Source organism: Nitriliruptor alkaliphilus DSM 45188 (assembly GCF_000969705.1).
GTDB classification, from domain to species: Bacteria; Actinomycetota; Nitriliruptoria; order Nitriliruptorales; family Nitriliruptoraceae; genus Nitriliruptor; species Nitriliruptor alkaliphilus.
Genome location: NZ_KQ033901.1, coordinates 1,222,407 through 1,237,021, shown reverse-complemented (window position 1 = coordinate 1,237,021; position 14,615 = coordinate 1,222,407). Strand labels below are relative to the sequence as shown.

The window sequence follows — 14,615 nt, the reverse complement described above, 5'->3', positions numbered from 1 at the left end:
CTCTCGTGTCAGACGGCCTGGATGGCGCGCATCGCGTCCACCAGACCGTGGCCCTGGAACTCGCGTACGCGCCCGAGGTCGGTCGCTGAGGACAGCAGCACCCGCTTGATGTCCTCCGGACGACCGAGGAACTCGCGGTGCACCGACAGCAGCGCGGCGGCGACCCCCGATACGTGCGGGGCGGCCATCGAGGTCCCGGAGTCCTCGATGTAGGTGGCGTCGGGCACCGTGGCCCGCGCCCGCTGCAGCGCTGCGCCGGCACCCGCGCTGACGACACGCTCGCCGGGTGCGACGAGGTCCGGCTTCATGCGGCCGTCGCCGGTCGGCCCCTTCGAGGAGAAGTACGACACGCCGGTCGAGTGGGGACGGGCCGACGTCGCCCCGACGGTGATCGCGAGCTCGGCGTTCCCCGGGTCGTTGATCGACAGGTCGAGGCCCATCCGCACCCGGTTGCCGTCCGGCCCGAGGACGAACCCGGTGCCGGTGTTGCCCGCGGCCGCCACGACCACGACGCCGGACCGCACGAGCCGGTCGACCTCCTTGCAGACCGGGGTGAGCCCCGCGGCGAACCAGCTCGGATCGAAGGGGTAGCCCACCGAGAGGTTGACCCCGTGCACCTGCAGGTCCCGGCCGTCGCCGTTGAGCTCCTGGATGTACTGGAGGGCGGCGAGGAGCGCCGCCATGTCGCCCGTGCGGTCGTCGCGGAGCACCTTGCACGACAGCAGCTTGCAGCGCGGGGCCATCCCGGTGATCTCGCGCAGCGGCAGCCGGTTGGTCCGCGCGTCGCCGCGGTCGTCCTGGTACCAGGTCGCCGCCGCGAAGGGCTCGTCGTCGGCCCCGACGACCTGGGCGCCGGCGATGATCCCCGCGACGTGTGTGCCGTGGCCGGCGGCGTCCTGCGTCGCCTCGGCGTCCGGCGTGCCGACGAAGCTGCGGTGCTGGAGGTGAGCGGGCAGCTCCAGGTTGGCGTGCACCGCGAAGTGGGCGTGCGTCGCATCGATGCCGGAATCGAGTACCGCCCACACCACGTCCTGGCCGAGCCCGTCGAAGGCGCGGTGGACCGCCTGGCACTTGGTCGTCACGACGGTGCGGTGGATGAGCGCACCGGTGGTGAAGTTCGGCCACAGCCGGTGGATCGCGACCCGGGGCGATGAACCGGCCGTGGTCGGTCCGCCGAGCACCTCGTCGCCCCCGGCCGTGCTCTCCGAGGTGCTCGCGTCGCGCTGGACCAGCCTGCGGATCTGGTCGGCGGTCAGGTGCGCCGTCAGGTAGGTGCCGATCACCGCGACCCCGGCGTCGGTCCCCGCGATCTCGCGCACCATCACCGCGACCCGGTCGATGGCGGCCGGGACGCCGCCGGGGTAGGTGGTGCGCAGCTCGACGACGACGCTGATCGGTCCCTCGTCCTCCTGCATGCGTTCCTGCAGCGGACGGGCGATGACCGAGTCGATCACCAGCTCCGGCGACGTCGGGACCGGTTCGACCAGCCGCGTCGACGGCTCCTCGGCCCGCTCGTCCTCGGGCGGGGGTGCGTCGTCGCTCACCGGTACTCCTCGCTTGCACGGACGGTGGACGCCCGCGGGGACCTACCCCGACGCTCAGGCATATCGACCTCGAGCGGGCCCCCGCGCCTGACGTCGATGGTCAGGCTGTCGTGCCCCGTCGCCCGGTCTACACGAGGGCTCGGGCGGCGACCAGCCGGGATTGCGCGCTGCGGCACGCCGCGCTGCAACAGCGCGCGTCGCTGACCGCGTCGGCTCAGGGCCGCACGGTCTTCAGCGTGGCGACGCTGCCGGCGTGGTCCGAGGGCCAGAACCCGCTCGGCTCCGAGCGGTCACGTTGCTCGTCCCCGATGACGTCGGTCCGGATGGCGGTGAGCGCACTCGGATCGAACATGATCACGTCGATCCGGTGGTCGAGCCGGCTCTCGGCGTTGAGCAGGTCGGCGGCCTGACCGCTGGTGAACCCGGTGCACCGGCGCTTGCCCGTCGGGTAGACCTCGTCCCAGACCTCGACCAGGCCCGCGTCCAGCAGGATCTGGAACGCCACCGTGTTGAAGTCCGTGCACGAGGGCGGCCGCGAGTTGACGTCACCGACGAGGACCGCGGGGAACGGCGACGCCTCGACCTGACCGGCGAGCTCCGCGGCCTGTTCCGCGCGCACGTCCCAGTCGAACGCCTCGAGGTGGGTGTTGAAGAAGCGGAACGTGAAGCCCTTGACGGTGACGTCCACCGAGGACCAGCCCCGCGGCACCACGTACGGCGGCACACCGGGGACACCCGATGGGATGGTGAGGTCAGCGGCGTAGTTGGCCTCGACCACGCTCGCCTCGTCGACGGACAGGTGTCGGGCGGGCAGGCCGGAGCGCATCACGATCACGTCGTTCTGGGTGAACCGTGCCCACGGTGAGTCGGGGAAGCCCAGCGCGGGGTCACCCGCCAACGCGATCGGCAGGGTGCCGACGAAGTTCCGGTTGGTCGCGACCGGCTCGTACGGGACGCCGCGGGCCGCGAGCTCATCGAGCAGCAGCTCGAGGAAGTCGTAGGTGACGGCGTACTCCGCCGGCGGCGCTCCGCCGACCGGCCCGACGCCGAGCTCCCAGAGCGCGACCTCCTGCAGCCCCACGACGTCCGGTCGTTCCTTGGCGATCAGGGCGGCGATGGCACCGGCCCGTTCGGTGAAGTCGGTGGCCTCGACGGCGGCGTAGACCTGGCCGGCTCGTGCGACGAGGTCACCGAACGATGCCGCCTGGAACAGTGGGTTGAGATCGGCACCCAGGTAGAGGTTGTAGGTGGCGACGTCCACGATGGCCCGATCGGATCTCGGCGCCTCGGGCTTCGCCTGCGGCGAAGCGACCGCTCCCGCGGAGGCCACCACCGCGAGCGCGACGCTCGCCACTCCCGCGACGACGACGCGGTGGAACCGACGGATGCGCACGACCGACCCCCTGTCCCGACCGGGGCCGCCGCTGCTGATCGCGCGTGCCCCGGCAGGCTCCACGTGTACGCCTCCCCGCCACGCGACCTCCACGGCCGTGCGGCGGAGCCGACATCGCGGAACGAGGGCGGGCCGCAACGCACGCGGCCGGCCGGATGGTGCGTGTCACCCGGGCGGCGGTCGGTCCGCCCGCGGAGAGAGGTCGTCCTCCCCCACCGCCCCGTGGCACGCCACCAGTTACGTTGAGGTAACAGGTTACCGTATGTCACCATGCGACTTCCACGACCCACGACCCTGAGGATGCTCCTCATGACCGACCAGACTCCGGTGGCTGTCGCCACCCGCTACTTCGACGCCCTGCGCTCCGGCGACGTCCCCGGCGCGATGGCGCTGTTCAGCCCCGACATCGTCTGGCACCAGCCCGGCAGCAACCGCTTCTCGGGTGTCCGCCGCGGCCCCGCCGAGGTCGGCGCCATGATCGGCGACATGATGGGGGTCAGCCAGGGCACCTTCCAGCTCGCCGTCACCGGCTCGCCCATGCCCAACGGCGACCAGGTCGCCGTGCCGGTCCGGTTCACCGGGACCCGCGAGGGCGCCTCCATGGACATGGGCGGGATCGACCTGCTCACCGTCCGCGACGGCAGCATCGTCGAGGTGGCGCTGTTCTCCGAGGACGGCCCGACCGAGGACGCGTTCTGGGGTCAGGGCTGACCGCACGGGGCGGGAGGGCGACGACGTGCCGTCACACGTGCCGTCAGCGGACAGCGCCCTCGCGGGGTCCCAGTCGGGGCCCCGCGGGACCGCCGTCCATGCCGACCTCCGTGTGCAGCGGGACGTCCCGTTGGCGATCGATGTACGCGGCGCGCGGGTGCACAACCTCAAGGACGTCGACGTCCGGGTGCCCCTCGGGCAGATGGTCGCCATCGCGGGTGTCTCCGGCTCCGGGAAGTCGTCGCTCGCGATGGGGGTCCTCTACGCCGAGGGCTCGCGCCGCTACGTCGAGGCCTTGTCGACCTACACCCGTCGGCGCATGTCGCACTCCACGCGGGCGGCGGTCGACAGCGTCCAGCACATCCCGGCGGCGCTGGCCCTGCGCCAGCGGCCGGCGGTACCGGGCGTGCGCAGCACGTTCGGCACGTCGACCGAGCTGCTCAACGTGCTGCGCGTGATGTACTCCCGGCTCGGGTCGCACCTGTGCCCCAACGGACACCGGCTCGACCCGACGATCGACGTCGCGGCCGACCTCGATCTCACCTGCCCGGTCTGCGGTGCGGTGTTCTCCCCGCCGGGCGCCGAGTCCCTCGCGTTCAACTCCGAGGGCGCCTGCCCGACCTGCTCGGGGACAGGGACCGTGCGGGAGGTCGACGACGCCGCCCTGGTCCCCGACCCGACGAAGACGATCAGCGAGGGCGCGGTCGCGCCATGGGGGATGTTCGGCCTGGCGGTCATGCCGCGGGTCGCCGCCGAACTCGGGGTGCGCACCGATGTGCCGTACGCCGAGCTCAGCGACGCGGAGCGGTCCGTCGTCCTGACCGGACCGGAGGAGAAGCGACTCATCAGCGTGCCGTCGAAGAACGGCAAGCTCTTCGAGCTGGACTTCACCTACCGCAACGCCCGGCGCGCCGTCCAGGAGGCCCTCGACAACGCAACCAGCGAGCGGGGCCTGGCCCGCGTCAACCGGTTCATCACGGTGCAGGCCTGCCAGACCTGCCGAGGCACCCGGCTCAGCGAGCAGGCCCGCGGGACACAGATCGCCGGCATCGACCTCGCCGAGGCGACCGCCCAGACGCTCGACCAGCTGGTGGCCTGGGCGCCGGCCGCTGTCGAGACGCTCCCCGACGAGATGCTGCCGATGGCGCGCATGATCGTCACCCAGCTGGTGGAGATGACCCGTCGCCTGGTCGAGCTCGGACTCGGCTACCTGTCGCTGGACCGGGCCAGCTCCACCCTCTCCACCGGCGAGCGCCAGCGCGTGCAGCTGGCCCGTGCGGTCCGCAACCAGACCACCGGGGTGCTCTACGTCCTCGACGAGCCGTCCATCGGCCTGCATCCGGCCAACATCGAGGGCCTCGTCGGGGTCATCCGCGACCTGCTCGACGGCGGGAACTCCGTCGTCCTGGTCGACCACGACGTCGAGGTCCTCCGCCACGCCGACTGGGTCATCGAGATCGGGCCGGGCTCGGGCAGCGCAGGTGGAACCATCGTGGCTGCCGGCGCCACCGGCGACCTCGCCCAGCACCCCGACTCCCTCATCGGCCCGTACCTGGCCGGCAGCGCGCCGGTCGTGGTCCGCGACCGGGCTCCCGCCGACACCGTGTTCGACCTCGGTGGCATCCACCTGGTCACCTCCCCCGTCCACACGGTGCACGCGCTCGACGTGCGGATCCCGCGAGGCCGGCTGACGGCTGTGACGGGCATGTCCGGGTCCGGGAAGACCACGTTGGTCCTGGACAGCCTCGTACCCGCTCTCCGAGCAGCGGGGGGCACCGGCCACGCGCCTGGCCACGTCGTCACGGTCGACGCGCCGGGCATCGACAAGGTCAACGTGGTCGACGCGACCCCGATCGGGACCAACGTCCGCTCGACCGTGGCCACCTACAGCCGTGTCATGGACGACCTGCGACGAACCTACGCCAGCACCGACACCGCGCGTGAGCGTGGCCTGAGCGCTGCGGACTTCTCCTACAACACCGGGTCCTTGCGCTGCGCTCGCTGCGAGGGCACCGGGCAGGTCTCCCTCGACGTGCAGTTCCTGCCCGACGTCGACATCCCCTGCCCGGACTGCGACGGCAGCCGCTACGCGCCGGCCGCCCGCGAGATCCGCCGGTCCGTCGCCGACGGACAGACGATGTCCCTGCCGGACATCCTCGCGCTGACCGTCGGCCAGGCGGTCGGCATCCTGCGGGACCTGCCGCGGACGCGCCGGAAGCTGGACACCCTCCTCGAGCTGGGTCTCGGCTACCTCACGCTCGGGCAGGACACCCCGGCGCTGTCCGGTGGGGAAGCGCAACGCCTCAAGCTCTCCGGTGAGCTCGGGCGCGACCAGAGCGACGCGCTGTTCGTCCTCGACGAGCCGAGCGTCGGGCTGCACCCGCTGGACATCCGTGTCCTGCTCGGCGTCGTCGACCGGCTGTGCACCAGCGGCGCCACCGTCGTCGTCATCGAGCACGACCTCGACGTGATCGCGAACGCTGACCACGTCATCGACATGGGCCCCGGCGGTGGAGCCGCTGGCGGCCGCATCGTCGCGACCGGCACGCCCCAGGCCGTCGTCGAGATGGCCACCAGCGTGACCGGCGTGCACCTGCGCAGGCATCTGGCCAGGACGACGACCTGACCGGCCGAGGGTCAGAAGCCCGGTACCGCTAGCGGTCCTGCCACGTGCACACGCACGCTTCGTTGCCGTCGGCGTCGGCCAGGACCCACCACGCGCGGGCGTATCGATCCTCCACCAGCGTGCCGCCGGCAGCCAGGGCAGCGGCGATCCGCTGCTCGGCGACGTCGTGGGGCACGGTCACGTCGATGTGGAACCGGTCCCGGTCGGTGCGTGGCCGATCCATCTGCTGGAACCACATCGCCGGTCCGAGCCGTTGCGGATCGACGAGGGCGCCGTGCCCGTCGTCCTCGTAGCCGAGGATCGCCGCCCAGAACGGTCGGATGCGGTCAGCGTCCATGGTGTCGAGCGCGATCTCGAGGCTCTGCGGTGTGGTGGGTTCCGCGGTCGCGTCCGCCGCGGCGGCCAGGGCCGAGATGTGGCGCGCCAGCTCGACGTCATGGGTGGTCAGCCCGCCGACGGCGTGGGTGGTGAGGCTGACCCGGACCCGGTCGGGGTAGCGCACGGCGACGTCAGGGTGGTGGTCGACGTCCTCGGCCACCTCGGCGATGCGCGCCACCAGCGAGGCCGCTGCCGTGAAGGAGCCGGCGCGGAAGTCGGCGTGGATGGCGCCGAGCAGGAAGCGCCAGTCACCGCACCCCTCGAGGTCGGCGAACTGGGCGGCGGAGACGCTGGTGTAGGCCACGTCCGGAGTCAAGCACGACCGCGGTCACAGATGACATGGACTCAGGATCGTCGGGCCAGTTCGATGCACCGTGTCCAGTCATCCCAGGCTGCCGGGTCGAGGGGCTGTCCGTCGCTTTCAAGAGTGATATCGGCGATGAGCGTCTCCATGTCGTTACCCGCCCGCGCATAGAACTGCAATAGGAACAGTCGCATGGCTACGAAGGCTTCGCGGTCACTGATATCCATCGAGATCCTCATCTACGCGGGACGGCGTTGACCCCGCCATGGTGATCCGAACTCCGTCTCGAACCTGAACCGACACCTGGCGGCCGTCTCGGAGCATCATCAGGTGGACGGAGATACTTCCACCCGGCCCCCCAGTACCCAGGGTTACGAACGCAGGATCTTGTCCATCGGCTTACCTCGCGCCAGCTCGTCGACCAGCTTGTCGAGGTAGCGGATCTCCTGCATGAGCGGCTCCTCGATGTCCTCCACACGGATCCCGCAGACCACGCCCGTGATCAGCTTCCGGGACGGGTTCAGCTCGGGCGCCTCGGCGAAGAAGGTCTCGAAGTCGGTCTCATGCTCGAGCTGGGCCTCCAGCTCGCCCCTCGTGTAACCCGTCAGCCAACGGATGATCCTGTCGACCTCGGCCTGTGTGCGCCCCTTCCGCTCGGCCTTCGCGACGTAGTGGGGGTAGACGCTCGCGAAGCTCGTCGTGTAGATGCGGTGCGTGGCCACGGTGTGCCTCCTTCCTCGTGCCCGACGCCCACGCGGCACTCTGCCATCGGCGACCGCACTCGGCCAGTGACTCGAGTCGAGGAGGCCCGCTCACCGGAGGAGCAGGTTGAGCACGACGGTCAGGGCGATCGATGCCAGGATCGAGAACAGGATCATGGCGAGGCAGCCGGGCCGGCCACCGAGGGGCCGGACGTCGAGGTTCCTTCCGATCCGCATCGGGTCCTCACTCGTCGGGGTCGACCCGGGGATGCCTCCCGTTCCTCGCGCCGTACGAACGGTAGACGCCGTCAGGGGACGCAGGCCAGGACCGCGGCGAGCGGTCGCGGGACGCACCCCGGATCGAGCGCCTCCACCATCGCGCGTGCGTAGCGCAGCTTGCGCCCGGAACGCGTGCCGATGAACCGGCGGAGCTGGGCGTCGACCGCCCGACCACGCTGCGCCGGCTGCTTGCGGAAGGTCTCGAACGCGGCGTGTTCCCGCTGGGCCGCGATGACCTCCATGACCGCGTCGATGCCGAGCGCGCGGATCAGTTCGTCCTCGAGGTCGGCGTGGCACGCGAAGAACCCGAGCTGCTCCATGCCCGCTCGGTCCAGATCCTCGGCCAGGCCCGCCGCCTCGAGGTGTCGACGGAACGCCCCCTCCTGGTCCGCGTCGCACAACCCGACGACGCGCAGCGGCGCTCCGGTCCCGGCCACCTCCCGTAGGAGGTGTCCGAGGTTGGAGGCACCTCCGAGCGCGAGGATCGCCACCCCCTCGCCGCCGAGATCGCGGCCGAGCCGAGCAGCGAGCGCCTCGAGGGCGCCCCGGTCGCTGTCGCCCTCGACCACGAGGAGGCACCGCAGCTGCCCCCCGGCGGCGGCCACCCGACGCACCGCGTCGGCGGTCGCGGCCCTCACGACGGTCGACATCCCGTCCTCCCTCCCCGGGGACTCGGTGCGTACTCCAACGGGAGAGCCGGGAGCGAAGCATGGTGGCACGTATCGACGCGCTCTGGGTCGACGCGGACGATCCCTCGAGGCCTCGCACGGTCCTGGTCGGACCTCCTCGACGGACCGGTCGCCCGCCTGTTCAGCCGCTGAGTCCGTCGGCGTCGATCTCCCGTTCGACGACGGCCCGGGCGAGATCGCTCAGCTTGTGGTTGTGCCGGCGGGAGTGGGAACGCAACAGGGCGAACGAGTCCTCGATCGAGCTGCCGATCTGTTCGCTGATCACACCCTTCGCCTGCTCGATGCTGATCCGGCTGTGGAGGGCGTGCTGGAGCTGGTTGGTGACGGTGGCGGCCCGTTGGGCCTCTCGTTGCTGGAGGAGCCCGATCGTGGCGATGTCGCCCATGGCCTGGACGACGAGCTGATCCGCATCACCGATGCCACCCGGTTCGTTCCGGAACAGGTTGAGGGCTCCGAGGATGTCGCCGCGGAGCCGCAGGGGAACGGCCTGGACGGAGCGGAACCCCACCGACAGGGCCTTCGGTGCGAACAGGGGCCACAGTTCCCGAGCGTCCTCGAGGTCGGCGGCGCCCACGGGACGGCCGCTGAGGAAGCAGTCCTGGCACGGGCCCTCCTGGTTCTGCACCTGGAAGAGCTCGAGCAGGTGGGTGCGTTCGTCGGAGGCGGCCATGAACTGCAGATCGCCCACCTCGTCGGCGAGCAGGATCCCTGCTTCCGACGCGATGCTCATCTCCACGACCCGTTCGGTCAACGTGTAGAGGAGTTCGACCACATCGAAGTCCTCGACCAGCGTGTCCGCGAGTTCGACGAAGGTGGCGACGAGTCGGCGCTCACGTCCGGTCACCACGGCATCGGTGTTGTCCATCTCGTCTCTCGCTCCCTGGAGATCCCACGGTCTAGGCCGCACTCACGAAGGTAGGTCGTCGGAACGTCACGGGTCAGGTGTCTCGGTCATCCGCAGCCGGCGAGCGACGACGTCGGCTGCGATGTCGTAGAGCGACCTGCCCTCCGCGAACGCGTGGGCCCGGAGCACCGACAACGCGGCCGCGACGGCGATGCCGAGCTGCACCGACACCATCCCGCTCGCCTGGTGGACCACCGCATCCCCGTGGCCCCCGTCGTGGAACATCTCGTCCAGATCGTCGACCGGACGTCCCGCCTGTGAGGCGAGCACCAGGCCGACGGCGACGCGGCCCACGGCTACCGCGTCGGCGTGCTGGTCGTCGGTCAGACCACCGGTTCCCTGGCGGTACAGGGTGAGCGCCCCGATCCTGGCCGACCCGCGGCGCAGGGGGAAGGCGAACACCGACCGCAGACCGAGATCCCACGCTGCCGGGCCGAAGGCAGGCCACCGGTCGTCCTGCCGGAGGTCGGGAACGATCACGGGCCAGCCGCCGCGGTGCACCGCCCACGACGGTCCCTCGCCGAGATCGGACTGGAGTCGGTCGAACGGGTCACAGGCGTCGGTCCGGTCGAGGGTCAACAGTTCGGCACCCGCGGTCGCGACGGCGACGGCGATCCCGGGGGTGTCGAGCAGGTCCGCTGCCCGGGTGCACAGCCACCCGATGACGTTCTCCTCCGGCGCAGGCCCGAGTGCGTCGAGGACTGCGATCAGCCGGTCCGCGTCGCTCACCCGGCCGGACCTCCCGCGGCCGCGACCGGTGGGAGGACCGAGCGTTCCGTGTGAACCCGCGTCACTCGGAGCAGTGACTCGAGTCCGCCAGCCCGGACCGGTACGCAGTGGAGGTAGCCCTGCGAGCGCTCGATCCCGAGCCTTCGGATGTGGGCGAGCTGTTCCTGCGTCTCGATGCCTTCCGCGATCACCGTGATGCCGAGACCGCGGGCGAGGGCCACGACGGCCCCGGCGATCGCATCATCCGCGGGATCGCCGCTGACACCGGTGACGAAGGATCGGTCGAGCTTGAGCACGTCGACGGGGAAGTCCTGGAGGTGGGTGAGCGAGGAGTATCCGGTACCGAAGTCGTCGAGCGCCACAGCGATACCGAGCCCGGCCAGGTCCTCGAGCTGACGGGCAGCATCGACGGCGTCCACGAGCGGGACGTGTTCGGTCACCTCGATGACGAGAGCGGAGGCTGGCAGCCCGGTCGTGGCCAGGACCTCTGCCACCATCGTCGCGTGTCCAGGGTGGAGCAGCTCGGCGAAGGACACGTTCACGCACACGACGGCGGGCGCATCGAGGTCGCCCTGCTCCCGCCAGCGCTGCGCGTCACGGCACGCCGTCCACAGGACCCACCTGGCGAGCGCGAGCGTGAGGCCACCACGTTCGGCGCCGGCGAGGACGTCAGGAGGAGCGATCGGACCGAGCCGACGGTGGTGCCAACGCAGCAGCGCTTCCACACCGGCCCAACGTCCGGTCGCCACGTCCACGATCGGTTGGTAAGCCAGGTGGAGCTCACCGGCATCGATCGCGGCGGCGAGGTCGGCATCGACCCTGCGCTCCCGATCCATCTGCACCAGCGAGAGGTCGGCCGCATCGACGTGCTGGTTGCCTCCTCGCCGTTTCGCGCTGTACATCGCCGCGTCCGCGAGGACGAGCGCGTCGTCCGGGGTGCCGTGGTCAGCACCCGCCAACATCGTGCCGATGCTCATGCTGAGGACGAGGCCAGGCCCGCCCTCATCGACCGAGAACGGCTCGGCCAGCGCCTCGAGCACCCGGTTCGCGAGCTCCTCGGCCTGGGCACTGTCGGTCAGATCCTCGCAGACGATCACGAACTCGTCACCGGAGACCCGAGCGAGGGTGTCCATCGGCCGCAGGCACCCTCGCAACCGTGATGCGAGCTCCACCAGGAGACGATCGCCGACGTGGTGGCCGAAACGGTCGTTGACGGCCTTGAAGCGGTCGATGTCGCAGAACATCAGCGCCATGGCCAGACCCGTTCGGGCCGAACGGTCCAGCGCCTGCTCCAAACGATCCTTGAGGACCCGCCGGTTGGCGAGCCCGGTCAGCGGGTCGGTCGATGCGGCCTCGGCCAGCAGCAACGCGGCACGCGCCGCCCCCTCGCGCCGACGAGCGATCGCGAGGTAGGACGCGGTCACGTCGGCCAACGTCTGGCCTCCGTCGAGCTCGGTGGCGGTCAGGACCACCGGTTCGCTGGCGTACAGCTCGAGGGCGCCGATCCGGTCGCCGCCGTGACGCAACGGGAAGCTGAAGACCGCACCCAGCCCGGCTGCGGCCGCGGCAGGCGAGAAGAGCGGGTAGAGGACGTCGACGGACAGGTCGACGACGGCGACGCACCGGTCGCTCTCGTAGGCGGTCAGGCACGGTCCTTCGCCGAGGTCGACCTGGATCCCTTCGATCCGGTGGAGCTGGTCATCGGTCGCGGACACGAAGTGATGACCTCCGCCCTCATCCATCAGCAGGACCCCCGCACCGGTCACCGGTAGCAGCACGGCGATCTGCTCGGTGAGGCGGTCGAGGATGTCCTGGATGGAGAAGTCACCGGTCAAGGTGGTCGCGAACTCGACCAGGACCCGCAGCAGATCGCGTTCGTTCACCACGAGCCCCCGGTCATCGCCCGACGAGGCCAGCGCTGCGGGACCGCGTCAGCGGATCGACGCCGAGACGGGTCGTGGTGAGTCACGCGAACTACGACCAGCAGGACGCTCTCCTCAGAGGCGTCATCACCGGGGGCCGGAGCGAGGACGACGTGGACCCGAACCGTACACCCTGGGTGTCGTGATGCCCGGTCGAAGCATCATCTCCGGCCGGATCTCGAGCCATCCGTGGCCGGGCGCCGGGTGGGCGTACGATGGTGTCCGTGCTCCGGACCCCGGCACGGCGTTGCCCATGGCACGCCGACGTCCGGAGGCAGGGTGCCGACGACCGATCCGACTCGATGGCGCTGGGTGGTGGCCTCAGGGCCAGTCACGGTGTCGCGGCAGGAGGATCGAAACGACGAGCTGCTGATCGCCGTCGGTGCCGGCGATCACCAGGCGCTCACGATCCTCTACGGCCACGTCGCCGGGATCGTGTACGCCAACATCCTGCGCGCGTTGCACGACGGATCCCGTGCCGACACCGTCACCGAGGAAGCGTTCTTCGAGGTGTGGCGTCGGGCATCCCGGTTCGATCCGTCCCGGACGCCTGCGGTGATCTGGATCCTCGATCTCGCGCACCAGCTCGCGGCCGAGCACAACCGGTACGACGACGCACGGGCAGCAGCCCGACCGCAGGGGCCGGGCGGCGGCCCGCAGGAGCCGGACGACGGGCCGAAGGAGCCCGGCGACGGGCGGCGTACCACGAGCGCGTCGGTCTGAACCCGATCCGGTTCAGGTGGCCGGCTGGACCCGGTCACGACCATCGGCCTTGGCTCGGTACAGCGCGGCATCGGCGGCACTGAGGAGCTGATCGGTCGTCCGGGCGTGCTCGGGGCTGGTCGCGACCCCGATGGAGGTGGTGAGGTGGCCGAGCGGCTGCTCGTTCCAGCTGAAGTCGTGGCGCGCGATCCGCTCCCGGAGCTGCTCGGCACGTTCGACGGCCTGCGACTGGCCGAGCCCCGCCATGATCACGGTGAACTCCTCGCCCCCGTAGCGGCAGGCGACGTCCTCGGTGCGGGTGCTGTCCTGCAGGACCGCGGCGATCTCGGCCAGCACGTGATCGCCGGCGGCGTGGCCGTAGGTGTCGTTGAAGCTCTTGAAGTGATCGATGTCGAGCATCAGGACCGACACGGAGGCACCGGTCCGATCGGCTCGGGCCAGCTCGCGGGCGAGCACCTCGTCGAGGTAGCGGCGGTTGTACAGGCCGGTGAGCGCGTCCCGGATGGACTGGGCGTGCAGCTCGTTACGGAGCTCGAGGTTGGTGACCGCGAGCCCGAACTGTTCGCTCGCCGCGAGGGCCAGTCGCTCGTTCGCGCCGTGACTGGCAACGGGGCGTGGTTCCCCCGGATCCGACGTGCCGGTGTCCTCGTGGAGGCTCAGGAGGCCGATGGTCTCGCCTCGGACCACGAGCGGGACGCACTGGGTGTGCCCGGGGGCGTGCGGCGCGCGGTGCTCGCAGCGGGCGCTGTCGTGACCGTGTCCCTCCCGCATCTGGCCGTACCGGAGCGCGGAGCAGTCGTCCCAGGAGATCGTCGTCGGGAGCTGTCCGCCCTGCGGTCCCCACGTGGCGGCCACCTCGACCTGCTGACGGGCGGGTGTGGTGGTGTAGATGGCGCCGCTCGCGCCGACGAAGATCTCCGGTGCGAACCGGCCGAGCGTGTCGAGCGCCTCATCGGTGTCGCTGGCGATCTGCAGCCGGTTGGACATCTCCGTCAGCTTGCGGATCTGTTCGTTGAACCGCTGCAGCTGCTCGACCGACGCGTTGAGCTCGGCGGTCTGCTGCGCGACCCGCTCGTGGAAGGTCTGGTTCCAGCCTTCCAGCTCCTCACCGAGCATGTTGATGCCGGCCGAGAGCGCATCCAGGTCGTCGCCGGTGTCGCCGACCGGCGCCTCCTCGTCGAACTCCAGGACCGCGAACTGCTGCACGACCTCGAGCAGCCGAACGACACGCGCGGCGGTGTCCCAGTCGGGACGGTCGAAGGGGCCCTCGACCGGGGAGCTGCCGTCCACCGCTCGGGCGTCATCCATCGTCGAGCAACCATCCCTGGGCATCGTCGAGGTCGGTGAACACCCGCGCGGGCACGTCCGGGCGGGCCACACCGATGAAGAAGTTGGCGATGGTCCGGCTCAGCGGGGACCCGACGTACATCGCGAGCTTCGAGGGGGCCCGGGACTCCCGGAAGATCCTCCGGGCCTCCCGAGAGACCGTGCGGGTACCCCGCAGATCGACCAGCACCGGGGTCGGTTCGCCCCCAGCGAGCGTCGCGATGGCCTCCACGACCTCGTGCGCGTCCTGAGCATTCACCTCGGCGCCCTGGGGGTGATCGCACCGCACGACACCCGGCACGAGACGGTAGACCCGGAAGTTCGCTCCGGTGATCTCGTCCTGGTCCACGCGTCGATCCTCCTCGGGCGGGCGAGGCCTGGCACGG

General features: G+C 70.8%; 15 protein-coding genes. 3 read left to right on the top strand and 12 right to left on the bottom strand.

Annotation, left to right across the window (positions count from 1 at the left end; translation table 11 throughout):
• Nucleotides 1-8: 8 nt before the first annotated feature.
• Both NITAL_RS05810 and NITAL_RS05805 read right to left on the bottom strand, forming a co-directional pair.
• Complete coding sequence (locus tag NITAL_RS05810) at nucleotides 9-1,544, bottom strand: S8 family peptidase (RefSeq protein ID WP_052665186.1); 1,536 nt, start codon at nucleotides 1,542-1,544, stop codon at nucleotides 9-11.
• Nucleotides 1,545-1,758: 214 nt separating this feature from the next.
• Complete coding sequence (locus NITAL_RS05805) at nucleotides 1,759-2,937, bottom strand: endonuclease/exonuclease/phosphatase family protein (protein ID WP_169786750.1); 1,179 nt, start codon at nucleotides 2,935-2,937, stop codon at nucleotides 1,759-1,761.
• A 309-nt stretch (nucleotides 2,938-3,246) separates the two neighbouring features.
• Here NITAL_RS05805 and NITAL_RS05800 point away from each other — a divergent pair, with 309 nt between their 5' ends.
• Nucleotides 3,247-3,648, top strand: a complete 402-nt coding sequence (locus NITAL_RS05800) for a nuclear transport factor 2 family protein (protein ID WP_052669467.1) — start codon at nucleotides 3,247-3,249, stop codon at nucleotides 3,646-3,648.
• A 112-nt stretch (nucleotides 3,649-3,760) separates the two neighbouring features.
• A complete protein-coding gene (locus NITAL_RS05795; RefSeq protein ID WP_052669465.1) occupies nucleotides 3,761-6,274 on the top strand; it encodes an excinuclease ABC subunit UvrA in 2,514 nt (837 codons plus the stop codon).
• Between the two features lie 28 nt (nucleotides 6,275-6,302).
• On the opposite strand, the gene NITAL_RS05790 is transcribed toward NITAL_RS05795, so the two are convergent.
• The 8 genes from NITAL_RS05790 to NITAL_RS05760 all read right to left on the bottom strand — a co-directional run bounded on the left by NITAL_RS05790 (nucleotide 6,303) and on the right by NITAL_RS05760 (nucleotide 12,141).
• Nucleotides 6,303-6,956: a VOC family protein gene (locus tag NITAL_RS05790; protein WP_052665184.1), complete on the bottom strand. Its 654-nt coding sequence runs from the start codon at nucleotides 6,954-6,956 to the stop codon at nucleotides 6,303-6,305.
• Between the two features lie 41 nt (nucleotides 6,957-6,997).
• On the bottom strand, nucleotides 6,998-7,183 hold the full coding sequence (locus tag NITAL_RS05785) for a hypothetical protein (protein ID WP_052665183.1): 186 nt from the start codon (nucleotides 7,181-7,183) through the stop codon (nucleotides 6,998-7,000).
• A 144-nt stretch (nucleotides 7,184-7,327) separates the two neighbouring features.
• Nucleotides 7,328-7,678, bottom strand: a complete 351-nt coding sequence (locus NITAL_RS05780) for a DUF2200 domain-containing protein (RefSeq protein WP_052665182.1) — start codon at nucleotides 7,676-7,678, stop codon at nucleotides 7,328-7,330.
• A gap of 90 nt (nucleotides 7,679-7,768) precedes the next feature.
• Complete coding sequence (locus NITAL_RS29165) at nucleotides 7,769-7,894, bottom strand: hypothetical protein (protein WP_281175518.1); 126 nt, start codon at nucleotides 7,892-7,894, stop codon at nucleotides 7,769-7,771.
• A gap of 71 nt (nucleotides 7,895-7,965) precedes the next feature.
• Nucleotides 7,966-8,586, bottom strand: coding sequence for a TOPRIM nucleotidyl transferase/hydrolase domain-containing protein (locus NITAL_RS05775; protein WP_211262226.1), 621 nt, complete (start codon nucleotides 8,584-8,586; stop codon nucleotides 7,966-7,968).
• A gap of 160 nt (nucleotides 8,587-8,746) precedes the next feature.
• The gene (locus NITAL_RS05770) at nucleotides 8,747-9,490 is read right to left on the bottom strand and encodes a GAF and ANTAR domain-containing protein (protein WP_052665181.1); all 744 of its coding nucleotides are present in this window, start codon (nucleotides 9,488-9,490) and stop codon (nucleotides 8,747-8,749) included.
• Nucleotides 9,491-9,556: 66 nt separating this feature from the next.
• On the bottom strand, nucleotides 9,557-10,258 hold the full coding sequence (locus tag NITAL_RS05765) for a GAF and ANTAR domain-containing protein (RefSeq protein WP_052665180.1): 702 nt from the start codon (nucleotides 10,256-10,258) through the stop codon (nucleotides 9,557-9,559).
• Nucleotides 10,255-12,141: a bifunctional diguanylate cyclase/phosphodiesterase gene (locus NITAL_RS05760; protein ID WP_169786749.1), complete on the bottom strand. Its 1,887-nt coding sequence runs from the start codon at nucleotides 12,139-12,141 to the stop codon at nucleotides 10,255-10,257. Before NITAL_RS05760 ends, NITAL_RS05765 begins: the two co-directional genes overlap by 4 nt.
• A gap of 375 nt (nucleotides 12,142-12,516) precedes the next feature.
• Between NITAL_RS05760 and NITAL_RS05755 the strand changes: the two genes are divergently transcribed.
• Entirely contained in the window at nucleotides 12,517-12,903 is a 387-nt protein-coding gene (locus NITAL_RS05755) for a sigma factor (protein WP_052665178.1), read from the top strand.
• Nucleotides 12,904-12,915: 12 nt separating this feature from the next.
• On the opposite strand, the gene NITAL_RS05750 is transcribed toward NITAL_RS05755, so the two are convergent.
• Together NITAL_RS05750 and NITAL_RS05745 are read right to left on the bottom strand one after the other, a co-directional pair.
• Nucleotides 12,916-14,211 (bottom strand): sensor domain-containing diguanylate cyclase, encoded by a 1,296-nt coding sequence (locus tag NITAL_RS05750; RefSeq protein WP_169786747.1) that lies wholly within the window; start codon nucleotides 14,209-14,211, stop codon nucleotides 12,916-12,918.
• Nucleotides 14,204-14,578 (bottom strand): DUF7793 family protein, encoded by a 375-nt coding sequence (locus NITAL_RS05745; RefSeq protein ID WP_052665176.1) that lies wholly within the window; start codon nucleotides 14,576-14,578, stop codon nucleotides 14,204-14,206. The genes NITAL_RS05750 and NITAL_RS05745 overlap by 8 nt, the downstream gene beginning before the upstream one ends.
• Nucleotides 14,579-14,615: the final 37 nt, after the last annotated feature.

Coding starts and splice junctions, on each gene's coding strand:
- NITAL_RS05800 (WP_052669467.1), top strand. CDS start 3,247: ATGACCGACCAGACTCCGGTGGCTGTCGCCACCCGCTACTTCGACGCC.
- NITAL_RS05785 (WP_052665183.1), bottom strand. CDS start 7,183: ATGGATATCAGTGACCGCGAAGCCTTCGTAGCCATGCGACTGTTCCTA.
- NITAL_RS29165 (WP_281175518.1), bottom strand. CDS start 7,894: ATGCGGATCGGAAGGAACCTCGACGTCCGGCCCCTCGGTGGCCGGCCC.
- NITAL_RS05775 (WP_211262226.1), bottom strand. CDS start 8,586: ATGTCGACCGTCGTGAGGGCCGCGACCGCCGACGCGGTGCGTCGGGTG.
- NITAL_RS05770 (WP_052665181.1), bottom strand. CDS start 9,490: ATGGACAACACCGATGCCGTGGTGACCGGACGTGAGCGCCGACTCGTC.
- NITAL_RS05750 (WP_169786747.1), bottom strand. CDS start 14,211: ATGGATGACGCCCGAGCGGTGGACGGCAGCTCCCCGGTCGAGGGCCCC.